The organism is Cellulomonas phragmiteti (genome assembly GCF_016862775.1).
Lineage (GTDB): Bacteria > Actinomycetota > Actinomycetes > Actinomycetales > Cellulomonadaceae > Cellulomonas > Cellulomonas phragmiteti.
On record NZ_BONP01000016.1, the window covers coordinates 64714 to 89066 of the forward strand.

General features: G+C 76.1%; 17 protein-coding genes. 10 read left to right on the forward strand and 7 right to left on the reverse strand.

Annotation, left to right across the window (positions count from 1 at the left end; translation table 11 throughout):
- Positions 1-84 precede the first annotated feature (84 nt).
- Positions 85-1065, forward strand: a complete 981-nt coding sequence (locus tag Cph01nite_RS13325; RefSeq protein WP_203674948.1) for a 5'-3' exonuclease — start codon at positions 85-87, stop codon at positions 1063-1065.
- Positions 1066-1077: 12 nt separating this feature from the next.
- Here Cph01nite_RS13325 and Cph01nite_RS13330 read toward each other — a convergent pair whose 3' ends face one another.
- From Cph01nite_RS13330 to Cph01nite_RS13345, 4 genes are all read right to left on the reverse strand, one after another.
- Positions 1078-1611 carry a hypothetical protein gene (locus Cph01nite_RS13330; RefSeq protein WP_203674950.1) on the reverse strand — a complete coding sequence of 178 codons (534 nt, stop codon included), beginning with the start codon at positions 1609-1611 and terminating at the stop codon, positions 1078-1080.
- A gap of 132 nt (positions 1612-1743) precedes the next feature.
- Positions 1744-2613, reverse strand: coding sequence for a DUF3806 domain-containing protein (locus tag Cph01nite_RS13335; protein ID WP_203674952.1), 870 nt, complete (start codon positions 2611-2613; stop codon positions 1744-1746).
- A gap of 141 nt (positions 2614-2754) precedes the next feature.
- Positions 2755-6876 carry a S8 family serine peptidase gene (locus Cph01nite_RS13340; RefSeq protein WP_203674954.1) on the reverse strand — a complete coding sequence of 1374 codons (4122 nt, stop codon included), beginning with the start codon at positions 6874-6876 and terminating at the stop codon, positions 2755-2757.
- A gap of 217 nt (positions 6877-7093) precedes the next feature.
- The gene (locus Cph01nite_RS13345; protein ID WP_203674955.1) at positions 7094-7513 is read right to left on the reverse strand and encodes a hypothetical protein; all 420 of its coding nucleotides are present in this window, start codon (positions 7511-7513) and stop codon (positions 7094-7096) included.
- 235 nt (positions 7514-7748) lie between these two features.
- Here Cph01nite_RS13345 and Cph01nite_RS13350 point away from each other — a divergent pair, with 235 nt between their 5' ends.
- The 8 genes from Cph01nite_RS13350 (at position 7749) to Cph01nite_RS13385 (ending at position 20311) form a co-directional block, all read left to right on the forward strand.
- The gene (locus Cph01nite_RS13350) at positions 7749-8879 is read left to right on the forward strand and encodes a M15 family metallopeptidase (protein ID WP_239069256.1); all 1131 of its coding nucleotides are present in this window, start codon (positions 7749-7751) and stop codon (positions 8877-8879) included.
- 17 nt (positions 8880-8896) lie between these two features.
- A complete protein-coding gene (locus Cph01nite_RS13355; protein ID WP_203674957.1) occupies positions 8897-10051 on the forward strand; it encodes an AAA family ATPase in 1155 nt (384 codons plus the stop codon).
- A gap of 70 nt (positions 10052-10121) precedes the next feature.
- The gene (locus Cph01nite_RS13360; RefSeq protein ID WP_203674959.1) at positions 10122-10562 is read left to right on the forward strand and encodes an OsmC family protein; all 441 of its coding nucleotides are present in this window, start codon (positions 10122-10124) and stop codon (positions 10560-10562) included.
- A gap of 56 nt (positions 10563-10618) precedes the next feature.
- A complete protein-coding gene (locus tag Cph01nite_RS13365; RefSeq protein ID WP_203674961.1) occupies positions 10619-10873 on the forward strand; it encodes a FeoA family protein in 255 nt (84 codons plus the stop codon).
- Positions 10870-12801, forward strand: coding sequence for a ferrous iron transporter B (gene feoB / locus Cph01nite_RS13370; RefSeq protein WP_203674963.1), 1932 nt, complete (start codon positions 10870-10872; stop codon positions 12799-12801). Before Cph01nite_RS13365 ends, feoB begins: the two co-directional genes overlap by 4 nt.
- Complete coding sequence (locus Cph01nite_RS13375) at positions 12798-13028, forward strand: hypothetical protein (RefSeq protein ID WP_203674964.1); 231 nt, start codon at positions 12798-12800, stop codon at positions 13026-13028. Before feoB ends, Cph01nite_RS13375 begins: the two co-directional genes overlap by 4 nt.
- Before the next feature lie 108 nt (positions 13029-13136).
- Positions 13137-17258 (forward strand): cutinase family protein, encoded by a 4122-nt coding sequence (locus Cph01nite_RS13380; RefSeq protein WP_203674965.1) that lies wholly within the window; start codon positions 13137-13139, stop codon positions 17256-17258.
- 74 nt (positions 17259-17332) lie between these two features.
- Positions 17333-20311: an FAD-binding and (Fe-S)-binding domain-containing protein gene (locus tag Cph01nite_RS13385; protein ID WP_203674966.1), complete on the forward strand. Its 2979-nt coding sequence runs from the start codon at positions 17333-17335 to the stop codon at positions 20309-20311.
- Positions 20312-20360: 49 nt separating this feature from the next.
- On the opposite strand, the gene Cph01nite_RS13390 is transcribed toward Cph01nite_RS13385, so the two are convergent.
- Entirely contained in the window at positions 20361-20654 is a 294-nt protein-coding gene (locus tag Cph01nite_RS13390) for an MTH1187 family thiamine-binding protein (RefSeq protein ID WP_203674967.1), read from the reverse strand.
- Between the two features lie 215 nt (positions 20655-20869).
- On the opposite strand from Cph01nite_RS13390, the gene Cph01nite_RS13395 reads away from it, so the two are divergent.
- The gene (locus Cph01nite_RS13395; RefSeq protein ID WP_203674968.1) at positions 20870-22234 is read left to right on the forward strand and encodes a restriction system modified-DNA reader domain-containing protein; all 1365 of its coding nucleotides are present in this window, start codon (positions 20870-20872) and stop codon (positions 22232-22234) included.
- 19 nt (positions 22235-22253) lie between these two features.
- Here the strand turns inward: Cph01nite_RS13395 and Cph01nite_RS13400 are convergent, their stop codons facing one another.
- On the reverse strand, positions 22254-23282 hold the full coding sequence (locus Cph01nite_RS13400; protein WP_239069257.1) for an alpha/beta hydrolase: 1029 nt from the start codon (positions 23280-23282) through the stop codon (positions 22254-22256).
- A gap of 3 nt (positions 23283-23285) precedes the next feature.
- Positions 23286-24245 (reverse strand): zinc-binding dehydrogenase, encoded by a 960-nt coding sequence (locus Cph01nite_RS13405; RefSeq protein ID WP_203674970.1) that lies wholly within the window; start codon positions 24243-24245, stop codon positions 23286-23288.
- Between the last annotated feature and the right edge of the window lie 108 nt (positions 24246-24353).

Sequence of the window (24353 nt, forward strand, 5' to 3'; positions counted from 1 at the left end):
GGCAGGGCCGGGAGGTGCCGGAGGGGCACCGCCCGGCCCTGCCGTCGTGCGGCCGGTGTCGGCCCTGGTGGGTAGCGTGCCCCCATGACCGCCATCGACGGCCCCGCCGGGCGTCTGCTCCTGCTGGACTCCGCGTCGCTGTACTTCCGCGCGTTCTTCGGTGTGCCCGACTCCGTGCGGGCGCCCGACGGCACGCCCGTCAACGCGGTCCGCGGCCTGCTCGAGATGATCGCCCGGCTCGTCGCCGACCGGCACCCCACGCGCCTCGTGGCGTGCTGGGACGACGAGTGGCGCCCGGCGTTCCGCGTCGAGGCCGTGCCGTCGTACAAGGCGCACCGCGTCGCGCGCGAGGTGCCCGGCACCACGGGCGAGGAGGAGGTGCCGGACGCGCTGAGCGCCCAGGTCCCGGTCATCGTCGAGGTCCTGGCGGCGCTCGGGATCCCGCGCCTGGGCGCACCCGGGTACGAGGCGGACGACGTCATCGGCACCCTCGTCGCGCGCGAGGCGGCACGGCCGGCCGGGCAGCGCGCCGCGGTCGACGTGGTGACCGGCGACCGCGACCTCTTCCAGCTCGTCGACGACGACGTGCCGGTGCGGGTGCTGTACCCCGTCAAGGGCGTCAAGGAGATGCTGGCCGTCGACCAGGGCGTCCTCGCGGAGCGGTACGGGGTGCCGACGGGACGGGCGTACGCCGACATGGCGGTGCTGCGCGGCGACCCGAGCGACGGCCTGCCCGGCGTGCCGGGGATCGGGGAGAAGACCGCGGCGACGCTGCTGCGACGCTACGGCTCCCTCGCGGGCGTCCTGGCGGCGCGCGACGCGGGCGACGCGGGCCTGACGGCCACGCAGCGCACTCGGCTCACCGCCGCCGCCGACTACCTCGCCGTCGCGCCCCGCGTGGTCACGGTCGCCCCCGACGCGCCCGTCGCGGACGTCGACGACCACCTCCCGGCGGTCCCGGCGGACCCCGACGCGCTCGTGGCGCTCGCCGAGCGCTGGGGACTGACCTCCAGCGTGCGGCGGGTGGTCGACGTGCTCACCGACGCCGCCGACGCGGGGCGCTGAGCCCGGGGCGGGTCACTCGGCCGGTGGGGCGTCCAGCACCCAGACGTTCGAGCCCGCCGCGCGCCACCCCTCGTCGGTGCCGGGCGCCGGGGCGTCGTCCGTGCCGAGACGCACGCGGGACCCGTCCGCACCGGACAGCGTGACGGTCGCCCGCGTGGACGGTGCCACGCAGACCACGCGGGCCGCGTCGCCGTCGGGGACGACGACCAGGCACAGGTCGCCCGCCCACCGCAGCGCCGCGTAGTGCTGGCCGGCCGTGGTGCGGACCGCGAACCGCGAGGTTGCGGGGTCGATGCCGGTCTCGTCGACGACGGCGGCCCCGAGCTCGTCGGTCGGCTGTGCGGCCCGGTCCAGGAGCGTGACCGTCATCTGCTGCGCGGAGGCCCGGTCGGCGGCGCGGGCCAGCACGAGCCAGGTGACTCCCGCCACGACGAGCGCGGCCGCGACCACGAGCACGACCACCACCCGGGTCCGCCGTGCGGGCTCGTGGTCGCCACCGGTCTCGTCGACCAGCTGGAAGATGCCGGTGTCGTCGAACGTCGTCACCCCCCCAGTATCGACGCGTCGGGGGCTGTGCGTGAGCCGACGCGCGGCTCGTCGTCCCTCCGGGGGGTGTCCGCAGCCCGGGTCCGGGCGCGCGCCGGGGTCATCCGGGCGGGGCGCACCCCCCGGCGCGGGTCAGGCGTCCGACGCCGCGGGCTCCGGCGAGACGCCGTGCACGACCGTGGCCAGGTGCCGGACGAGCCACCCCGGGGAGGCGTCGAGCCAGTGCTGCGCGACGGCGGCGATCGGGTACACGAGCACCTCCGGGTCCTCGCGCGCCAGCACGATCTCGGTGCCGAAGCGGTCGCTGCACGTGGCCCACCCCAGGTCCGGCGCCTGCGCGCACACGAGGTCGCCGAGGGCCACCCCGAACGCGTCGGCCAGCGGCTGCAGGTCCGGCCGGTCGGGCGACTGCACCCACGCCTCGCGCACCCGGTCGAAGAGCGCCCCGACGGCCTCGGCGTCCGACGGGTCCGGGCACAGCTCGCCGACCAGGGCGCGCTGCTGGGCGAGGAACAGCCGCTCGGCGGCGTTGAGCTCGTCGATGCGGTGGCGCGTGTCGGACAGCGCCGCGGCCACGGGGCCGACCTCGACGGCGGGCGCGGGTGGGGCCGCGGCCGTGGCCGCCTGGTCGGCGGCTACGTCGTCCGCCTGGTCGTCCGCCTGGTCGGCAGGCTCGTCCTCCGCCTGGTCGGCAGGCTCGTCGGCAGGCGCGTCGTCCGCGTCGTCCGCCTGGTCGGCAGGTTCGTCGTCCGCGTCGTCCGGCTCCCCGGCCTCGTCCTCCGGCGTGGGGTCCACGGTCTCGGCGTCGGGCGTCGCGTCGTCCCCGGCGTGCGCCGCGTCGTCGTCCACGGTGTCCTCGGGGTCGCCGTCCGGAACCTCCGCGAGGTGCTCGACGACGCGCAGCAGCGCGACCTCGTCCGGCGTGCGTCCCGTGTCCACGGTCGCGTCACCGGTGCTCACGGGCAGCGGTGCGTCGGTCGGTCCGTGGGGTGTGGGCAGCACGGATCCGCTCCCTTGCGGCGTCCGTCGGTCCAGTCCCATGTCGGGACCATCGGTCGAGTCGTGCGCCGCCTTGACGTGCAGGAGCGGGTGTCGCCCGGACGGACGCCCGGGTGACACCCGCTCCACGCGGTGCGACGAGGGTCAGCCGACCCGGATGACCCTCGCGGTCGCCGTCGGCAGGTAGCCCCCGCCGCCGGTGTAGAGCACGGTCACGACGCTCGACGTCCGGACCGCCGGGAGGGTCACGGTCGCCGCCCCGTCGACGAGGCTGACGGTGCCGACCGGGCGCACGCCCAGCAGCACGGTGACCCGACCGGTGGCCGCCGGTGCGCCGTCGCCGCCGCCCACGCGCACCGTGACGGCAGGGGTGCTGCCGCGCGGCACGGTCCACGACTCGGCCTCGAGCGTGGCCGTCGCGGCCCCCGGGAGCACGCGCACCTGCGCCACGCCCTCGGACCGCTCGACGTCGTCGGTGCCCTCGAACACGGCGACCAGGCGGTGCGTGCCGGTGGCCAGGTCACGCGGCAGCTCGACGGTGGCCGTGCCGGTGAGCCCGTCGACCGTGAGGTCCGCGCTCGCAACCACGTCGCCGCGGTCCCGGATCGTCACCGCCCCGGCGGGAGCCCAGCTGTCCCCGGTCACCGTGACGGTGGCCGTGACGGGCTGGCCGTACCGGGCGACGCCCGGCGTGACCCGCAGCGTCGTGGTCGAGACCGACGGTGCGAGCTCGATCTCCACGACGTCCGACGACGACGGTGCGAACGCCGGCGAGTCGGGCGTGTACTGCGCCCGCAGCAGGTGCGTGCCGGCGCCGAGCGCCTCGGTGCTCCACACCCCGGCGCCGTCGACGACCTCGGTGGTGCCGAGCTCGGTGTCGCCGTCGAACAGGGTGAACGTGCCGGTGGCCTCCCGCGGCGTGACCGTCATCTGGAACAGGGTGCTGCGCCCGGCGGTCAGCTCCGAGTCGACCTCGAGGGTCGTCGTCGTCGCGATGACGTCGGGGACGGTGACCCCGACGACCTGGGCGCGGTCGCCCGTGCCGTTGAGGTGGTGCAGCACCAGGACGTCGGCGTCGGCCGCGCCCGGACCACCGTGGACCTCGATCGTGGCGCCGTCGAACGTCTGCGACACGAAGTCGGAGCCGATGTTCGACGCGAACCACAGCGGCGGGGCGTACGGGTCGACCGTGAACGCGACCTCGTCGACGATGCCGTCGGCGGGGAACGCGTACGGGCTGCGCATCTGCGCGGTGACCCCGACCTGCGTGCCCGGCTCGACGCCGAGCGCCGCGAGCGGCACCGGGACGACGACGGTGCTGTTGTCGAAGGCGCCCATCTCGATGTTGCCCGCGAACGGGTAGAGCAGCTCCGGGCCGGCGAGCAGGTCGCCCGTCTCCCAGTCGTAGGTCTCGACGACGGAGTAGTCGGTGTCGGCGAGCTTGCTGGCGATCGAGACGACGTCGGTCGTGCCGTCGCCGTCGGTGTCGAGCAGGACCCACGGCTGCAGCGAGTGGCCGAGGGCCGCCCAGTCGCCGTCGGTCGCGATGCCGACGCCCAGGTAGCCGTCGGCGGTCGGGTCGCCGCCCGCGGCGGTCACCGCGGGTGCGGTCGACGCCCAGCCGGCGTGCCGGATGTCACCGGCGGCGATCGTCGAGCGCGACGTCTCGGCCCCGGCGGGCAGCGCCTCCAGGCGCGGCGAGTCGGCGCCGTGGACGAGCGGCGTGGCGAGGCCGTACCAGCCGTCCGCCTCGACGTCGCGGCCGCTGAACGCGAGCTCGGCGGTCGTGCCCGACGGGTCCGCGAACGTGACGTCCGCGGCCGTGAGGTCCGTCGTGGGGCGCGGCGTGGCCTGCACCGGCAGGCGCCACCGGGTGCTGCCCGACGCCAGGACCAGCCGACCGGACACCTGCGAGACGTACTCGCGCGGCAGGCCGGTGATCTGCTGGGCCTGCTGGGTCGGGTCGATGTCGCGGGCGACCGTCGCGGGGTCGGCCGTGAAGGTCAGCGTGACGATGCCGGTGCCACCCGCGGGGACCCGCAGGCTCGCCGGTGCGGCCGTGATCGTCGCCCCGCCGGAGGTGGTGCTCGACGTGACGGACGTGCTGTACGTGCGGGCCGTCGAGCCGAGGTTCTGCACGGTGACGGCCTTGCGGATCGTCACGGGCTTGTCCGCGAGCGGCACGACGCCGAAGCTGACGGACGTCTGCTGCGGCCGGTCCGCGTTGTACACCAGCGTGTCGTTGGTGACCGCGGCGAGCGCGTCGACGCGCCCGGAGCCGACGCGTGCCGGCCCGTAGAACAGGTCGCCGCCGGGCTCGGTGGCCAGGTCGTGGGTCGCGGTGTTGACGATCGCGGCCTTGACCTGCGCGGCCGACCAGCCCGGACGCGCCTCGCGGACGAGCGCGGCGATGCCCGCGACGTGCGGCGACGCCATGGAGGTGCCGTTGCTCGACGTGCCGCCGGTGCCGGTGCCGACGTTCGCCGACACGATCTGCTGACCGGGGGCGGCCACGTCGGGCTTGCCCCAGCCAAGGGAGCCGTGCACGCCGCGCGAGGACGACGAGCTGAGGGTGTCCCGGCCCACGTCCTGGCGGGTGCTCAGCGCGAGCGACGGGCCGATCGTGGCGACCAGGGTGCCGGCCTCGATCTCGGGCAGGAGCGCCTCGGTCGTGGTCGCGGTCATCTGGAAGCCGGGGATCGCGGCGTTGCCGGCGATGCCGGCGGCGAACACGTCGAGCTCGGTCGGCAGGATCACGCCCACCGCACCCGCGGCGGTCGCGTTGTTGAAGCGCAGGCCCGAGCCGCAGGCACGGGTGGCGTCGTCGTCGTCCCACCACAGGTAGGCGATCTTGCCGGCGACGGCCGCGGCCTGCTCGGCGGTGAACGCCGTGCAGCCGTCGAACGTGGCCCCGACGTACGCGACCGGGGCCGTGACGTCGGCACCCGAGTAGCTCACCGAGTTCTGCCCGGCGTGCCGGCCGACGAGGGCCGGGTCGGCCGCCTCGGTGACCTCGAGGGCGTCGAACGCGAGGTCCTTGCCGATCGACCACGCGACGGTCAGCCCGGCGAAGCCGTTGCCGGGGGAGCCGCCGATGTCCTCGACGTCGCCCTCGTTGCCGGCGGAGAGCACGACGGTCGTGCCCAGCGCGGTGAGCTCGGCCACCTGCAGCGACTCGGGGTCGTCCGCGGGGGCGCCGGAGCCGCCGAGGGACAGGTTGAGCACGTCGATGCGGTCGTCGTACGCGCCGTCGCCGTTCGGGTCGGCGGCCCAGTCGAGCGCCAGCGCGGTGAGGTTGGTCGAGCCCGCGACGTCGCCGAAGACCTTGAGCGCGTACAGCCCGGCCTTCGGGGCGGTGCCCGGGCCGACCGGCCAGTCCAGCACCGACGTCAGCGCGGAGTAGTCGCCGTCGAAGGTCTCGCCGTCGGGGGTGATGCCGTAGCCGCCCGCGGTGCCCGCGACGTGCGTGCCGTGGCCGTGGACGTCGATGGGGTTCTCGTCGGGGACGGGGACGAGCTGGGCACCCGTGCCGCCGGCGTTGTAGTCCACGCCGGCGAAGTCGTAGCCGCCGAGGTACTTGGCGGGGTCGTACGCGCCGGCGGGGACCGGGCCGGTGCCGTCGGCGCCGTACGCGGCCTCGTAGGCCTCGACGGTGCCGGGGCCGCCGAACGCGGCGTGGGTGTAGTCGATGCCGGTGTCGATGATGCCGACGGTGACGTCGGTGCCGAGCACGCCGGTGTCCTGCCAGGTGGCCAGGGTCCGCGTGAACTCGACCTGTGCCGAGTTGTCGAGGGTGCGCTCGGTGACGAGGCGCACGGAGCGGACGTCGGGGTCGTCGGCCAGGGCGCGCAGCTGGGCGGCGTCGCCGAGGACGAGCGCTCCGGACACGAGGTTGGTGACCGTGGCCAGGCGCTGCGGCCGCGTCGCGGCGGCCCGGGCGGTGGCCGGCGAGGCCTCCGCGGGCACGACGTCCTCGGCGGCGGCCTGGGTGGCGGCGGCGGCGGCGCGCACCTGCGCGGGGCTGCCGCCGTCGGCGGTGACCTCGACGCCCGACGGCGTCGTGAGCTCGACGAACGCGGTGACGGTGCCGCTGGCGTCGGCCAGGGCGTCACCGACGCCCTCGACGCGGTCGACCGGGACGGTGCTGCCGACGAGGAGGTCGGACAGGCCGTCGGGCGGTGCGGCCGTGGCGGGCGGTGCGCCCAGCAGGGCGCCGGCGAGGACGACGGACGCGGCGGTCAGGGCGGCGAGCGGGCGACGTGGCATGTGGTCTCATCCCGGGGGTGTCGGACGACGAGGAGCGGGACAGGCGTCGCGACGGGTGGCCCCCCCGGGACGTCACACCCGGGTATGGCTGTGGTCACAGCGCCCCGGGCACGGGGTGCACGCTACTGACCAGTAGGCGATTCGTCACCCCATCTCCACAAATTCTCTTCCGCGGGGGTTCGTCGGCTTCGCCGGGTCGCCGCGGACGCGCGTCGGGTCAGCGCGGTGCGAGGGAGCCCACCCCGTGCGGGGGCGTGGTGGCAGCCGGCACGGCGAGCGGGGAGCGCGCCGCCACGGCGCGCGCGGTGACGATCGGGATCGACCCGGTGCGCGGCACGTCCGCCGCGGCGGGGGCCGCGGTGAACCGCGGCTTGCGCCCGGGGCGGCGGCGGAACCGCCGGTCCTCGATGCCCTCGAGCGTCGTCGCCCGCCAGACCGCGCCGCCGTTGAGCCGGCCGTCGGGCGGCGGGAGCCACGGCACCTTGCGCGACAGCCACACGCGGATCGTCGCGTGCTCGACGTCGAGGCGGCGGGCGAGCCGCGCGATGTCGTAGAGGTCGTCGAGGCCGCCGCCGTCTCCGGCGGGGGGCGGGGGGACGGTGCCGACCGGGGCGGGTCGGTCGTCGTCTGCGGGCACGGCCGTCAGCGTAATCGGCCGTCCGTGCCGCTCGTGTGACGGTTCGGTAACAGGATGTGCACAGGATCTTCGCCTGCCCGGAGGCCTCAAGTGTGCTGGACGATCGTCCGACACACTTAACGTGTTTCGCGTGAGTGACAGATTGCCGAGCCGTCGGCGTCGGTCGTCGGGCGGCAGGCATGTCGCCTCGCGTCCGGAGCCGGCCGCCCTTCCGCGCGCCCTGCGCCTCTCCCGGGTGCCGACCCGCCTCGCCCAGGGCGGGGTCGCCCTCGGGCTCGTCCTGAGCATGGGTGCCGTCGTCGTGACCGCCGACGGCGCCGAGCCGACCCCGACGTCGGTCGTCGACCCCGACGCCGCGCTCGCGCGCGCCTCCGCCGAGCGTGCCGCCACCGCGTACGCCGCCCAGCTGCGGGTGCAGGCCGTCGACGCCGCGCAGGCCGCCGTCGAGCAGGTCTCGCGCGTGCGGTCCGACGCGACCGAGGTCGCCGTCCCCGACGACGTCCTCGCCGAGCTCGACGCCGCCACTGCCGCGCTGCAGGACGCGATCGCCGAGGTCGACGCCCAGCCCGTCATCGAGCGCCGCCCCAGCGTCTCGCGCAGCGAGGAGCGGGCCGGTGCCGACGTCACGCCGACCCCGGCGCCCAGCACGACCACGCCGGCCACGGCCGGGACCACGGCCGCCACCGTCGGCCCGCCCGCCGAGACCGCGTCCCCCGAGGCCGCGGAGCCGCCGGCGGCCGAGGCCCTCACCGAGGCGACCCTCCCCGACACGACCGACCCGGCGACCACGCCGCTGCGCATCGCGCTCGACCGCGTGCGCCAGGCCGCGCAGGTCGTCCTGTCCACCACCGAGCAGAAGAAGGCCGAGGCCGCCGCCGCCCAGGTCGCCGCCGAGGTCGCCGCGGCCGAGGCCGAGCGCGTCGCGACCGAGCAGGCCGCGCAGCGGGCCGCGTGGAAGGCGTCCCTGCGGGGCTACGCCAACGGCCAGATCCCCAGCTCGGCGCTCTGCGGGGTGTCGTTCGACTCTTCCGCGCTGCTGCGCTGCGACGCCGCCGAGGCGCTCGACGCCCTCGACGCCGCCTTCGCCGCCCGGTTCGGCACTCACCTGACGATCTCCGACTCGTACCGCTCGTACGCCGGGCAGGTCGCGTGCCGCGCCAGCAAGGGCAGCCTCTGTGCGGCGCCGGGCACGTCGAACCACGGCTGGGGCCTCGCGGTCGACCTCGGGGGCAGCGTGCAGACCTTCGGCACCGCGCAGCACCAGTGGATGCGGGAGAACGCCCCGTCGTTCCAGTGGACACTGCCCGAGTGGGCCCGGGCCGGTGGCAGCAAGCCGGAGCCGTGGCACTGGGAGTACGTCGGCTGAGTCATACGATCGGCTGCATGACCGAGCCGACGTCCCCGACGCGCCCCCTGGTCGGACGCGGGGCGGAGCTCGACGACATCGACGAGCTGCTCTCGTCCGTGGCGACGGGCGGCGGCGCCACGGTGCTCCTCGAGGGCGAGGCCGGGGTGGGACGCACCCGGCTCGTCGAGGCGCTGCAGGGCGCCGCGGAGCTGCTCGGTGTCGAGGTGTGCCTCGGCCGCGCGGTGGGACCGGGCGCGGCCCCCTACGCGCTGCTCAGCGACGCCCTGCTCGGCCCGTCCCGTGGCCGCGACGACCGGGGCCCCGTCGTCGCCGAGCTCGCGGCCCTGCTCGACGTGCTCCCGCCGGAGCGTGCCGACGCCCCCGCGCGGTTCGCGCGCGCCGACGAGCTGTTCGCGGCCCTCGTGCGCCGGCGCGGCGAGCGCGGCCCGTGGGTCCTGGTGCTGGAGGACGTGCACCTCGCGGACCCGTGCACGCTGCACCTGCTCGCGGACCTGGCCGGCGAGGGAGCGCGACCGCGGGCCCTGACCGTCATGACGATGCGGGGGGTGCCGCACCGGGACGAGCTCGACGTGGTGGTCGCCGGCTGGACGCGTGCCGGGGCGCGCTACCTCGAGCTGCGCCCGCTGGGGCCGGCGGCCACGCTCGAGCTCGCGCAGTGCCTGCTCAACGCGGGCGTCGGCCCGGCGCTGCGCGGCGTGCTGGCGACCGCGGGCGGCAACCCCCGGCTCGTCGTCGACGTGCTGCGCACCGCCGAGGCGTGCGGCGTGCTCGAGCGCAGCGGCGGCGTCGTCGAGGCGGTCGGCACGGGGTGGCTCGAGGAGCTCGACGAGGTCGGGCGCGCGCACGTCCAGCACCTCGGACCGCAGGTCCTGGCCCTGCTCGGGCAGGCGTCGGTGCTCGGGGCGTCGTTCGTCGTGGGTGACCTGGCCGCGCTGGCGGGCGAGCCCGTCACCGAGTGCTGGCGCACGCTGCGTCACGGCCTGGCGGCGGGCGTCGTGCACGCGCGCGGCGACCGCCTCGTGTTCCGTCACGACCTCGTGCGGACGTCGCTGTACGCGGGGCTCGAGGCGGGGCAGCGGCGGGCGCTGCACGCCCGGGCCGCGTGGGCCCTGCGCGCGGCCGGCGCGCCGGCGCACGTGGTCGCCGCCCACCTGGAGCGCGCGCGCTGAGTCCGGCACCCGCCTAGGGTCGACCGTGGGCGCGGGTCGCGCCCCTTCACCCGACGCACGAGGAGTGGACATGCCCACGCGCACCGCACGGACCGCCTGGAACGGCACGCTGCAGGACGGCGGCGGCCAGGTCGAGCTCACCAGCTCGAAGGTCGGCACGTACGACGTCTCGTTCCCGAAGCGGGCGGCCGACGACGCGGGCGGCACGACGAGCCCCGAGGAGCTCATCGCCGCCGCGCACTCGTCCTGCTACGCCATGCAGCTCTCGGCCGACATCGCCCAGGCGGGCGGCACGCCGATCGCGCTCGACGTCACGGCCGACGTCAGCCTGGGCCCGGACCCGGCCGGCGGCTTCCGCATCACCGGGATCGCGCTGACGGTGCGCGGCGAGGTCGAGGGCCTGGACGACGCCGGGTTCCGCCAGGCGGCCGAGGCGGCCAAGGCCGGGTGCCCGGTGAGCAAGGCGCTGACGGGCACGGAGATCACGCTCGACGCGACGCTGGAGTCCTGACCCCGGGGACCTCGGTCCCATGAGGTGAGGCTTGCCTCACCTCTAGGTTGGGCGCCGTGGATCTGAGCGGTGTGCCCACCGGCGGGACCGCCCGCGTGGCCGGCCTCGACCTCGAGGACGGCCCGCGGGTCCGCCTGCAGGAGCTGGGCCTGCGCCCCGGGGGTGAGCTGCGGGTCACCCTCCGGGGCGCGTTCGGCGGGCTCGTCGTGGCGGTCGGCGCCGACCGGTTCGCGGTCGACGCCCGTACCGCGGCGTGCATCCGGGTCGCGCCGGTCGCCGGCGCGCGGGGAGCGACGGACGTGGCGCCGTGAGCTGTCACGAGGCCACGCCCGCCGCGCCGGCGCCCACCCTCGACACCCCGCTCGTCGTCCTCGTCGGCAACCCGAACGTCGGCAAGTCGACGCTGTTCAACGCCCTGACGGGCGGGCGCCAGCGCGTCGTCAACGCACCCGGCACGACCGTCGAGCTGCAGACGGGCGCCTGGCGGACGTCCGCGCCCGACGCGCCGACCCTGCGCCTGGTCGACCTGCCCGGCGCCTACAGCCTGCTCGCCCGCACCCCCGACGAGCAGGTCACGGCCGACGCCGTCGGTGGGGCGGGCGCCCTGGGCCGGCCCGACCTCGCGGTCGTCCTCGTCGAGGCCGGGGCCCTGTCGCGGTCCCTGTACCTGCTGGCGCAGGCCGCCCGGCAGGTCCGGCGCGTCGTCGTCGCCCTGACGATGTGCGACGTCGCCCGCGACCGCGGCGTCGACGTCGACGCCGCGGCCCTCGCCGCCCGGCTCGGCGTGCCCGTCGTCCCCGTGCACCCGCGCAGCGGGCGCGGCACGGACGCGCTCGAGCGGGCCGTGGTGGCCACGCTCGCCGCCGCCGGGTCGGGGAGCGCGACGCCGCCGCCCGGTCCCACCGGTGCGGCACCCGACGACGTCGAGGCGCTGTTCGCGTGGGTCGACGACGTCGTGCGGGCCGTCGGGGGTGTCGCACCCACCGGGGTGCGGACCTGGTCGGACCGGGTCGACCGGGTGCTGCTGCACCCCGTGCTCGGCGTGCCCGTGCTGCTGGCCGTGACGTGGTCGCTGTTCCAGCTCGCGACCGCTGCCGCGGCACCGCTCATGGACGCGGTCGCCGGGCTCGTCGACGGTCCGCTCACGGGTGCCGTCACCGCAGGGCTCGAGGCGGTGCGCGCGCCCGCGTGGCTCCACGGCCTGCTGGTCGACGGCGTGCTCGCCGGCGTGGGGACCGTGGCGGCGTTCGTGCCGCTCATGGCCCTGATGTTCGTGGCCGTGGCCGTGCTCGAGGACTGCGGGTACCTCGCGCGCGCCGCGTTCGTCGCCGACCGCGCGATGCGGGCCATCGGGCTCGACGGCCGCGCGATGCTGCCGTTCGTCGTCGGCTTCGGGTGCAACCTGCCCGCGCTGGCGGCCACGCGCACGCTCCCGCACGCCCGCCAGCGGCTCCTGGTCGGGCTGCTCGTGCCCTGGACCACGTGCCCGGCCCGCCTCACGGTCTACGTGCTGCTCGCGTCCGTGTTCTTCCCCGCGCACGCGGGCACCGCGATCTTCCTCATGTACGTGGCGAGCATCGCGCTCGTCGTGCTGGGCGGCCTCGTGCTGCGGGCGACCCTGTTCCGGGACCTGGTGCGCGAGCCCCTCGTGCTCGCGCTGCCCGCCTACCAGCGGCCGCGGCTGCGCGCGCTGGCCGCCTCGACGTGGGCGCGGGTGCGCTCCTTCCTCACCAAGGCCGGGCAGGTGATCGTCGTCACGCTGACGGTCGTGTGGCTCGCGCTCGCCGTGCCGGTCGCGGGCGGGCACGCGGTGGGCGACGTGCCCGTGGAGGACTCGCTGTACGGGCGCGCCGCCCAGGGTGTCGCACCCGTGCTGGCGCCCGCGGGCTTCGGCGACTGGCACGCGGCGGCGGCGCTCGTGACGGGGTTCGTCGCCAAGGAGGTCGTCGTCGGGGCGCTCGCGCAGGTGTACGCGGTCGACGAGCCCGACGACCCGGCGGCGTCGGGTGACCTGGGGGAGCGGATCCGTGCGACCTTCGAGGAGTCCTCGGGCGGGCACCCCGGTGCGGCGGCGGCCGCGTTCATGGTGTTCGTGCTCGCGTACACGCCCTGCCTGGCGACGGTCGCCGAGCAGTGGCGGCTGTTCGGTGCCCGCTGGACGCTCGGGTGCGTGGGCGCGCAGCTCGCGGTCGCGTGGCTGCTGGCGGTCGCGGTGTTCCGGGTGGGGGTGCTGCTGTGAGCCTGCTCGCGGACGTCGTCGCGGCGTCGGGGCGCGGCCGGGGGCCGGCGTCGGTCGCGCGCGAGCTGGGCGTCGACGAGGGGCTGGTCCTCACCGTGCTCGACCACGCCGCGCGCGTCGGCCTGGTGCAGACCTCGTCCGCGGCCCTCGGTCGCAGCGGGTGCGGCACGTGCCCGCCGCGTGGCTCCCGGCCGCCGGCGTGCGTCGCGTGCCCCCTGACGCGCTGACCCGCTGACGCCCGCGTGTGCCGCGTGGGCTCAAGCACCGCCCCCGACCCGCCGATGACCGAACGACGGTTCGTCCCGGACCGCCCCCCGTCGTCCACGGAGACCGGCATGCCCGTTCCGTCCCGCCTCGTCGGACGTCTGACGTCCGTGCTCGTCGTGAGCCTCGTCGCCGCCCTCCTGGCCGTGCCCGGGGCGGTCTCACCCGCCGCCGCCGCGGCGAGCTGGCCCGCACCGGTGCACCACGGCGTCACCTCGCTCCAGGGCTGTGCGGACGTGCTCGTCGTGGGCGTCCGGGGGTCGGGCCAGACGAGCGAGGACAGCGGTGGGTTCGGGGCGGAGGTCGCCCACGTCCGCGACCGCCTGCAGGAGGCCGTCGGGGACCGGCGCAGCGTCCGGCAGGTGCAGGTCGACTACCAGTCGCTGCCCGTGCACGCCGCGCTCTTCCTGGACGTGAGCCCCGCCCACGTGAGCAACATGTACCTGGACAGCATCGGGTCGGGCTACGAGGCCCTGAACACGGTGATCGACGACTCGCAGGCCCGCTGCCCGGACGAGTCGATCGTGCTGGTCGGCTACTCGCAGGGCGCGCTCGTCGTGCACCGGTCGGCGGCCGTCCACGCCTCGGACCCGGACAAGTTCGCCGGCATCGTGCTGGTCGCCGACCCTGCGCGGAACACCGAGGCCGGTGTCGCCGCGCTGGGGACGGCTGCTCCCGGGACGGGCCTGACCGGCTGGGCCGGTGACCTGTCGTCGCTGCCGCTGCGCGACCTGCAGCCGATCACGACGTCGGTGTGCGACGCGTACGACGTCGTGTGCGACACGAGCAACCTGTTCGCGACGCCCGAGGCGGCCGTGAGCCCGCTGGGCGCCGCGACGGCCGGGGTGGCCGTCCACACGTCGTACACCGGGACGGCCGCGCTGCAGGAGGCGGCCGCACGGGTCGCGCAGCGGCTCCTGGGGTACGCCGTGCCCACGGACACCACCCGGGACGTGCCGATCGGCTCGCCGTTCACCGTGCAGCTGACGACGAAGCCGATGGCGGACGGTGCCGCGGTGAGCTGGCGCTTCGACCCGCTGTCGACGCCCGCCTCCCTGACGCTCACGGCACAGGGCGTACTGTCCGGCGAGATCGGGCGGCAGGGCACGGTCAGCGTCCAGGTGCAGGTCAAGGGCGCGTCCGGCACGTGGCGACGCGTGACGATCGGGCTGCGCGCAGGTGCGGGGCAGTACTGCCCCGCGGCCGGTGACCTCCTGCGTCTGACGGCCACGCCGCGGACCGACGACGAGATCTGGGGTCGGAAGGCCGCACTCGCCCCGACCCCGACCCCGACCCCGACCGCGACCGCGGACGGGCCGGCGCCACCCCTGTCGGCGGCGTTCGGGGTGACGGAGCTGGTCGCGACGTCCGACGCCGGCGTGCTGGAGAACGTGCTCGTCTCCCGCGAGGGCTCCTCGCGTCGTGACCCGGACCCGCAGCTGGCAGGGCAGCGGCTCGTCTCGGCCGAGGGGCAGGTCGTGCGCCTCGGACGCTACTCGGGGCAGCTGCTCGTCTACCGGACGGGGTCGCCGGACCCGGTCCGCGACCTCGTGCTGTCGCCCACCTGGGGGTCGCAGGCCGAACCGCGCTGGCTCCGCGGTGACCTCCTCACCGGCCCGGCGGGGTACTCCCTCGACGAGATCGTCTGGGAGGACCTGGCCGGGTCCCGGTCCGGACGCGCCGCGGTCGACGGCACGTTCCTGACCGGGTCCGACACGGGGTGGTACGAGTCCTACCGCTGGCCGAGCACGTTCGGGTGCGTCACCGACGGGAGCCTGGTGGTGCGCAGCGTCGACGTCACGGGTGCCGAGGTGGTCCGCACGAACGTCGCGGTCGCGCCCGCGAGCGTCCCGCGCGGTGCCGAGCCGCTGCTGGCGGAGTCCGGACCCGACGGGCGCAGCCTCGGCCTCCTGGTCGGCGTCTACCGCGACGGGATCCCGACGGACGTCACCGTGCTGGGGTGGCAGGCCGGGCAGCCGCACCTGCGCGTGCTGGGCGCGGTGCCCGACGACGAGATCACGGACGGCGGCTCCCCGGGGGAGTGGCAGTACCCCGACCCCGGAGGCTCCTACTCGGCGACGAGGTCGAAGCTTGCCGTGTCCGGCGCCGTGGTGAGCCTGCACCTGGTGCAGTGGTGGAAGGACCCGGGGGCGAGCGGGGCAGGGAGGGCCGGTGACGGGTCGGTCTCCGGCGCGGTCTACCGGTTCGCCCCGGACGCCCCGACCCGCCGGTGGGACGCGCAGGTGAACTCGCCCCTGCTCACGCTCCCAGGGGGGACCATCTTCTCCGGTCCCACGCACCGGACCCTGACGATCGGGCGCGCGGACGGCAGCGCGACCGCCTCCCAGCTCTCGCGCCACGACACCCGGGGCCAGCTCACCGCGTCCAGCGACGGCCACGTCGTCTACATGCCCCCGGCCGGCAACGGACCGCTCACCAGCCCGTGGATCGGCACGGACGAGCTGCTGCGGGGTTACGTCTACCGCTACGACGACCCGGCCGCGTACACGCCGGTGCCGGTGGTCGCCACGCCGCTGCTGGGCAACGTCGGCACGGTGTACGCGCTGTCCGTGAGCGGCGACGCGGTGACGTGGACCAGCGACTCCGTCACCGGCGGGGCGCAGTGGACCCAGGGCTACACGCGGGACGGTCACGCCCTCACGCTCGCGGCCGAGAGGTCGCGGACGGCCGACATCAGCTCGCGCTCCGAGAGCATCCACAACGCCCCCTGGCAGGAGGGCGGGCTCGACGTCCACGTCACGCCCGACGCGCACGGGTACTCGGACCTCACGGTGTTCGACGGCACGACCGAGCTGTGGTCCACCACGGTCTCCGACGGCGCCGGCAACTACCGGATCCACGACGGCCGCGTCGACCTCACGACCGACTGCCGGTCGTACGACCTGCGCACCGGCGCCCTCGTGTTCGAGACCGAGGTGTGGCACTACGGCCGGCCGGTCTTCACCGACAGGGACGCCGGCTGCTCCCTGGCCAGCCAGGGGTCGCTCGCCGTGTGGGTGGACGACGACGACGGGGAGCTGTGGGCGCTCGACACGGCGACGACCCGGCCCGCGGTGCTCGTCGGGGCCGTGCCGGGCCTCGACTCCGGCCCGGCACCCGGGCACGTGCGCCACCTCAGCGTCGAGGACGGTCGGCTGCTCATCTGGGTCGTGGAGTACCCCGACACGTCCACGTGGGAGCCCGCCCACACGTTCTACGTCGCCGACCTGCGCGACCTCGCCCGCCCGGGCGCGCTGGTGCTGCACGACGGGGTCGCCGACGCCGTCGACGCCGGCACGGACGACCACTGGGGTCTCATCCAGCTCTCGCGCTCCGGCACCGCCTTCGCGGTCTCCCTGGTGAGCAACTGGGAGTACCGCGCGGGGGAGAGGGTCGACTACGGCGGCTACCGCACCGCGTCGGTCCAGGTCTTCTCCCTGGACGCGGACGCACCCTTCGCGACCGTCAGCCCCGCCGACGAGCCGTACTACCTCTACGGGCCGGCGATCTCCCTGCACGGCGACCTGCTCGCGTGGTCCGACGGGTCGGGGGGCGTCGTGCTGTCACGGCTCGCGGTCCCCGACGCGTCGGCGCCGGCCGACTTCGCGGCCGCGCCGGCACCGACGATCGCGGGGAGCGCCGCCGTCGGGGGCACGCTGCGCGCCACGCTCGGCGCGTGGTCGCCGCAGCCCACGGCCGTCACCTACCAGTGGTTCGCCGCGGGCGTGGCCGTCGACGGCGCGACGACGTCGACGTTCGTCCCCGGCGCCGCCCACCTCGGCACGAGGATCACCGTCAGCGTCACCGGCACCCGCGCGGGCCATGCCACGGTCGTGCGGACCTCCGAGCCGACCACCGCGGTCGTCCCGGGCACGCTGACGTCGGCCACCCCCCGCATCCTCGGGGTCGCCCGGGTGGGCAAGACGCTCACGGCGGTGCCGGGGGCGTGGACCAGCGGCGTGACGCTCACCTACCAGTGGTACGTCTCCGGCGTGGCCGTCAGCGGCGCGACGGCGACGACGTTCGTGCCCGGCGCGGCCCACCGGGGCGCGACCGTGACGGTCAGGGTCACCGGCTCCAAGGCCGGCTACACCTCGGTCTCCACGCTGTCGGTGCCGACGGCCCCCGTCGGCGACCTGAGCCCGCTCAAGGTGGCACGGGCGACGGTCGGCGGTGCTCCTCGTCCGGGCTGAGCCGCGGCGCGGTGAGGAGCGGTGACGTGGACGTGGCGCGCAGGTCCTAGGCGACGGGTGCCAGACTGCGGACCGTGGCTGTGACGACCGACTCGACCGGGACCGCCGTCCGGGACGTCGCGCACGCGTTGCGCGCCGTCGTGCGCGGGAGCGTCGACGACTCCACCCGCCGTCGGGCCGAGTACTCCACGGACGCGTCCAACTACCGGGTCGTGCCGCAGGTCGTGGTCTTCCCGCAGGACACCGACGACGTGCTCGCGGCGCTGTCGGTCGCCCGCGAGACCGGCACGCCGCTGACGTCGCGCGGCGGCGGCACGTCGGTCGCGGGCAACGCCGTCGGCACCGGGATCGTCCTGGACTTCTCCCGGCACGTGAACCGGGTCCTGGAGATCGACCCGGAGGCCCGCACGGCCCGCGTCGAGCCGGGCGTGATCATGTCGCACCTGCAGCAGGCGGCCGCGCCGCACGGCCTGCGGTTCGGGCCCGACCCGTCGACGCAGGCGCGCGCGACCCTCGGCGGCATGATCGGCAACAACGCGTGCGGCCCGCGGGCCGTCGCGTTCGGGCGGACCGCGGACAACGTCGTCGACCTCGACGTCGTCGACGGCACCGGTCGCCGCTTCACCGCCCGCGCCGGGGCCGGCGCGCTCGACGCCGTCCCGGGCCTGGACGCGCTGGTCCGCGCGCACCTCGACGTCGTGCGCACCGAGCTCGGCCGGTTCCGCCGCCAGGTCTCCGGGTACTCCCTGGAGCACCTGGCGCCGGAGAACGGGACCGACCTGGCCAAGATGCTCGTCGGCACCGAGGGCACGCTGGTGACGCTGCTCGGCGCGACCGTGAACCTCGTGCCCGTGCCGTCGGCGCCCGTGCTCGTCGTCCTCGGCTACCCGGACATGGCGACGGCCGCCGACGCCGTCCCGGCGCTGCTGGCGCACGCCCCGCTCGCGATCGAGGGCATGGACGCCCGGCTCGTCGACGTGGTCCGACGCGTCAAGGGCGCGTCCGCCGTGCCGGACCTGCCGCCCGGCGGCGGCTGGATGATGTGCGAGGTCGGCGGCCCGACGCTCGACGAGGCGATGGCCACGGCCCGCGCGCTCGCGGCCGACGCGGGCACCGACGCCGTTGCGGTCTTCCCGCCGGGTCCGCAGGCCGCCGCGATGTGGCGGATTCGCGAGGACGGTGCCGGGCTCGGGGGGCGCACCCCGTCGGGCGAGCAGGCGTGGCCTGGGTTCGAGGACTCCGCCGTGCCGCCCGAGCGCCTGGGTGCGTACCTGCGCGAGCTCGAGGCGCTCATGGCCGACCACCGGGTCGACGGCCTGGCCTACGGGCACTTCGGCGACGGCTGCGTGCACCTGCGCCTCGACGTGCCGATGACGCGCTCGGGCGACCCGCTGCGCGCGTTCATGGAGGACGCGGCCGAGCTCGTCGCGCGGCACGGCGGCTCGCTGTCGGGCGAGCACGGCGACGGTCGCGCCCGCTCCGAGCTGCTGCCCGTCATGTACTCGCCGCGCACGATCGAGCTCTTCGGCGCCGTGAAGGACCTGTTCGACCCGCGGGACCTGCTCAACCCCGGCGTGCTGGTGCGGCCCCGTCCGCTCGACGCCGACCTGCGCCGCCCCGCCGCGCGCCCGCTGCTCGCCGGCTCCGGCGGCTTCGCGTTCCCGCACGACGGCGGTGACATGACGACGGCCGTGCACCGGTGCGTCGGCGTCGGCAAGTGCCGTGCCGACAACCACGCGTCCGGCGGGTTCATGTGCCCGTCGTACCTGGCGACCAAGGACGAGAAGGACTCGACGCGCGGCCGCGCACGCGTGCTGCAGGAGATGGCGAACGGGACGCTCGTGTCGCGCGGCTGGTCCTCGCGCGAGGTGCACGAGTCCCTCGACCTGTGCCTGAGCTGCAAGGCGTGCTCGTCGGACTGCCCCGCGGGCGTCGACATGGCGCAGTACAAGGCCGAGGTGCTGCACCGGACGTACCGGGGCCGGCTGCGGCCGGTCAACCACTACGCGCTCGGCTGGCTGCCGCGCTGGGCACGGCTCGTCACCGCGGTGCCCGGCCTGGCCGCCCTCGTCAACGCGGTGCTGGGTGTGCGGCCGGTGGCCAAGGCGGTCCTGGCGCTCGGCGGTATGGACACGCGGCGCAGCATGGTGGGCTTCGCGACCGTGCCGTTCCGTGCGTGGGCACGGAGCACGGGCCGGCGGTCCGGTGAGGTGCGCGTCGTGGGAGGTCGCGGCGCGGCAACCGTCACGCTGCCCGTCGACACGGTCGACGAGGCCGGCATGCCCGACGCCGTCGGGACCCCCGCGCCGCGCCCGCCGGTGCTGCTGTGGACCGACTCGTTCAGCGACACCCTGTCGCCGTCCGTCGCGCACGCCGCCGTCGCGGTGCTGCGCGACGCGGGCTACGACGTCCTCGTCCCGGACCACGACGCCTGCTGCGGCCTGACGTGGATCAGCACGGGCCAGCTCGACGGCGCCCGCCACCAGCTCGAGCACCTGCTGGAGGTCCTCGGGCCGTTCGCCGTCAACGGCATCCCGATCGTCGGGCTCGAGCCGTCGTGCACGGCGGTGCTGCGCAGCGACCTCGTCGACCTGCTGCCCGACGACCCGCGCGCCGTCGCCGTGCAGCGCGAGACCCGCACGCTCGCCGAGCTGCTCACCGCGCCCGCGCCCGTCGGGCCCGGGGACCGCTGGCAGGTGCCTGACCTGTCCGACGTGACCGCCGTCGTCCAGCCGCACTGCCACCACTACTCCGTGATGACGTGGACGGCCGACCGCCGCCTGCTCACCGACGCGGGCGCGACGTTCTCGGCGCTCGCGGGCTGCTGCGGCCTGGCGGGGAACTTCGGCATGGAGAAGGGCCACTACGACGTGTCGGTGGCGGTCGCGGAGAACGCGCTGCTGCCCGCGCTGCGCGCCGCCGCGCCGGGCGACGTGTACCTCGCCGACGGCTACTCGTGCCGCACGCAGGCCGAGCAGCTCGCCGACGTCTCCGGCGTGCACCTGGCCGAGCTGCTGGCGTCGCGACTGCCCGGACGCGACGCCCCGGCCTGACCCGCACCCTGACCCGCGCCTGACCCGCGCCTGACCCGCGCCCGCGGAGTCAGTCCGTGAGCAGGGCCTCCACGCGCGCCACCTTGCCGTCGAGCTCGCCGGTGTGACCGGGGCGGATGTCGGCCTTGAGCACCAGGCTCACGCGGTGCCCGTGCGCGCCGACGGCCTCGGTGGCGCGCCGCACGACGTCCATGACCTCGTCCCACTCGCCCTCGAGCGTCGTGAACATGGCGTCCGTGCGGTTCGGGAGCCCCGACTCGCGGACGATGCGGACGGCGTCGGCGACGGCCTGGGACACGGACTCGCCGGCACCCAGCGGCGCGACGGAGAAGGCGATGAGCATGCTCCCACCCTGCCGTCGGCCGCCTCCCGCGTCCACCCGCAGGGGGATCACCTGAACGGCCGACCAGGACCAGGGGTGGACCCCGCGTCGCCCGTCCGACGGGCTGACCGGAGCGCCCGAGATGTGGGACAGTGTCCAGGCGACGCCGCACGCCGCGACCCGTGGCGTGGCGGCGTCACGACCGCCACGCTGTGCAAGGAAGGCCCGGACGCGACATGCCGATCTTCGAGCTCGACGACGGGCGCCCACGCCTCGTCCAGCCGATGCAGCCGCTCGCCGGGTCGTTCGCGCAGGAGGTCACCGCCCTGGTCACCCACCACCTCGCGGCCATCGCCGGGGAGCCGCTGTTCGTCGTGCGTGCCCGCGGGACGTCCGACCGCGCGGACCTGCCCGAGCTGCTCGCCCTCGACGCGTCGGGACGTCCCGTCGTCGTGGCCGTCGCCCAGGTGCTGGACGACGACGCGATCGTCGCCGCGCTGCGCCACGGCGGGGCCGCGGCCCGGATGACCACCGCCGACCTGTCCCGCGCCTACCACGTCGACCCCAGCCGGTTCGCGGTCGACTACGCGGCGTTCCGCGAGCACGTCCCGTTCGGAGCGGCCGCCGGCCGCGGGCGCGGCGGCGTGCGGCTGCTGCTGCTGTGCTCGGAGGTCGCGGCCGAGGCCGCCGACACCCTCGGGTTCCTTCGTGGTGGCGAGCACCAGGTGGACGTCCTGCAGGTCGGCGTGGTCCGCGGGGACGAGCGCCGCCTCGTCGAGGTGTCCCCGCTGGCGCTGCACGAGGGGGTCCGCCGGACCGTCGAGCCGACCGCGCTGCGGCTCGTGCGCTCGAGCGAGGCGTTCGCCACCGCGATGGCCTACGAGCCGGAGCCGGAGCGCGGCCAGGGGCTGCCGGCGGGCCGGCCCAAGTCCCTGCCGACGGGCGAGCTGCGCGCCGTCACGCCGCAGGAGCGGACCGCGCCGCCCGCCCCCACGCCCATCGGGCGGCGCGGCAGCGTCACCGAGCCGACGCCGCTGCCGTTCCGCACCGCCGGACCCACCGCCCAGCCCCCCGAGCCGCCCGCGGACTCGCCCCGGCCCGGTGGGCCCGGCCGGCCCGACGTCACGGAGTGGCCGCGCGACGCGTCGGTGCCGCCGTCGGCGTCGACGACGCAGGGTCCGCCGACGCTGACGCCCGTGGCCGGCCTGCGCGCGGCCGTCGTCGACGGTGCCGGTGCGCGCCCTGCCGACGCGGACGCCCCGACCCCGCCGCGCGGGCAGGCCGCTGCCGAGGTCCCCGACGCGGCACCCGACGAGAGCCGCCGGCCGCAGCGCCCGGACTGGCCGTTCCCGGAGCTCGCGATGCTCGCCAAGCGACGGCGGGCGGTGACGACCCTGGTGTGGGTGCGTGAGCGGCGCGGGCAGCGGTTCTCGGCGCTGCTGCGCTCCGACGGCATGATCGAGCTGCCCGACGGGGAGGTCCTCGCGGACCCCGACGTGGCCGCGCAGACGGTGTCCGGCGTCGAGGGCGTCGACGGCTGGCGGGCCTGGCGCCTCGGCGACGGCGGCCCCACGCTCTCGGAGGCCACGGGCGCGCTGTGACGCGCCGACCCGCGAGGGGTCAGGCCCACCCGTAGGCGACGAGCCAGCGCGTCAGCTCGGCGTAGAACCGCTCACGTGCCGGCCGCGCGGACAGGGTGAGGTCGTGCATGCCCCCCGCGATCCGCACCGTCGTCACGACCGGGCCGAGCTGCACGGCGCGGCGGGCGATGGCCTCGGTGTCCAGGACGATGTCGGCCGAGCGCATGTCCTCCGTCCAGCGCGCGCTGATCAGCGTGCGGTCGGACATCAGCGTCAGGACGGGCACGGTGATGCCGAGGCCGCGGGCCACCGCCGCGTGGCCGACCATGACGGCGCTGAGCCAGCCGGCGCGCACCGGGAACGACGGGGTCGGGCGCCACCGCGCGTCGACCGTCCAGTCGCCGCCGGTGGCGGCGTCGATGGTGCGGGCGTAGTAGCCCGGGTCGATGTTCGGCAGCGCCGCCTTGGGCGTGAAGCGCGCGAGCCGGCTGATGGCGGGCGCCGAGAGGTGGCGCGCGAGCGAGGAGCCCTGCAGCTCGAGCCACGGCGAGTTGAGCACGAGCCCCCGCACGACACCCGGGTGCCGGGCGAGCCACAGGCTGAGCACGAGTCCGCCCGTCGAGTGACCCATGAGGATGACGCGTGCGACGGACCCGAGCTCGGCACGCAGCACGTCGAGGGCGGCGCCGATCTCCTCGTCGTACGTCCGCAGGTCGTCGACGTACCCGGGCGTCTGGTGGTCGCGCAGGGACCGGCCGTACTTGCGCAGGTCCAGCGCGTAGAACGCGGCACCCTGGGCGTGCCAGAACCGGGCGAGCGGCGCCTGGAAGAAGTAGTCCGACCAGCCGTGGACGTACAGCACCGCCCGGGCGGGGCGCAGCGTCGGGTCGGGCAGGTGCCGCACGAGCGTCGCGGTGACCTCGCCCTCGTCGTCGTCGGCGAGGTCGAGGCGGCGGGCCTCGAACCCCTCCCCGAGGGCGTCGGGCGACCAGTCGGCCGTCAGGGTCGACCCGTCCCACGTGGACGTCGCCGGGGGCGACGGCCGGGCGGGCACCTCGGACGACGGCACGGCTCAGACCTCGAGGACGATCTTGCCGACGTGCGCGCCCGAGGCGAGGCGTGCCAGGCCGTCCGCGGCGCGCGCGAGCGGGTACGTCGAGTCGACGAGGGGGCGCACCCCGGTGCGGGCCAGGAACGCCAGGACGTGGCCGAGCTCGTCACGCGTGCCCATCGTGGCGCCGACGATGCTGATCTCCTGGAAGAACACCCGGGTGAGGGACGCCGGTCCCGGGTCACCGGAGGTCAGCCCGGCGACGACGATCCGCCCGCCCGGTCGCACGGAGCGCACCGAGTGCTCCCACGTGGCCCGCCCGACCGTCTCCAGGACGACGTCCACGCGGCCGACGCGCGCACCGGGTTCGACGGCCAGCGCCGCACCGAGCCCCAGCGCCCGCTCGCGCTTGGTCGCGTCCCGGCCCGTCACGACCATCTCGAGGCCCGCGGCGGCGCCCAGCTGCACCGCCGCCACCGCGACCCCGCCGCCGGCGCCCTGCACGAGCACCCGCTGCCCGGGCTGCGCCGCACCGGACCGGAACAGCATGCGGTACGCCGTCAGGTAGGCGGTCGGCACGCACGCGGCCTCGACGAACGTCAGCTCCGCGGGCTTGGCGACGAGGTTCCACGCGGGGACGGCCACGCGCTCGGCGAGCGTCCCGGGGTAGCGCTCGGAGAGCAGGGTCCGGGGCTCGTCGGCCGGGACGCCGCGCCCGTCGGGACCGCCCACGACCGCGTGCACCACGACCTCGCGCCCGTCGTCCGTGACGCCGGCCGCGTCGGTGCCCAGCACCATCGGCAGCTGCTCGGCCCGCAGGCCCACCCCGCGCAGCGACCACAGGTCGTGGTGGTTGAGCGAGGCGGCACGCACGTCCACCGTGCTCCACCCGTCGGGGGCCGATGGCGCGGCGGCGTCCCCGACCTGCAGACCCGCCAGCGGGTCGTCGGGGGAGAAGGACACCACGCGCGCCGACAGCATGCCCCCACGCTATCCGCCCACCCCCACCCCCACCCCAGGTGGTGACAGAGCAATCCCGCCCCCCAGGTGGTGACAGCGCAATCCCGCCCGCCCCCGGCTGGTGAGAGC

Bases quoted from the DNA above. Each gene is read 5' to 3' on its own strand.
- Cph01nite_RS13325 (WP_203674948.1), top strand. From the start codon at position 85: ATGACCGCCATCGACGGCCCCGCCGGGCGTCTGCTCCTGCTGGACTCC.
- Cph01nite_RS13340 (WP_203674954.1), bottom strand. From the start codon at position 6,876: ATGCCACGTCGCCCGCTCGCCGCCCTGACCGCCGCGTCCGTCGTCCTC.
- Cph01nite_RS13355 (WP_203674957.1), top strand. From the start codon at position 8,897: ATGACCGAGCCGACGTCCCCGACGCGCCCCCTGGTCGGACGCGGGGCG.
- Cph01nite_RS13360 (WP_203674959.1), top strand. From the start codon at position 10,122: ATGCCCACGCGCACCGCACGGACCGCCTGGAACGGCACGCTGCAGGAC.
- Cph01nite_RS13380 (WP_203674965.1), top strand. From the start codon at position 13,137: ATGCCCGTTCCGTCCCGCCTCGTCGGACGTCTGACGTCCGTGCTCGTC.
- Cph01nite_RS13390 (WP_203674967.1), bottom strand. From the start codon at position 20,654: ATGCTCATCGCCTTCTCCGTCGCGCCGCTGGGTGCCGGCGAGTCCGTG.
- Cph01nite_RS13395 (WP_203674968.1), top strand. From the start codon at position 20,870: ATGCCGATCTTCGAGCTCGACGACGGGCGCCCACGCCTCGTCCAGCCG.
- Cph01nite_RS13405 (WP_203674970.1), bottom strand. From the start codon at position 24,245: ATGCTGTCGGCGCGCGTGGTGTCCTTCTCCCCCGACGACCCGCTGGCG.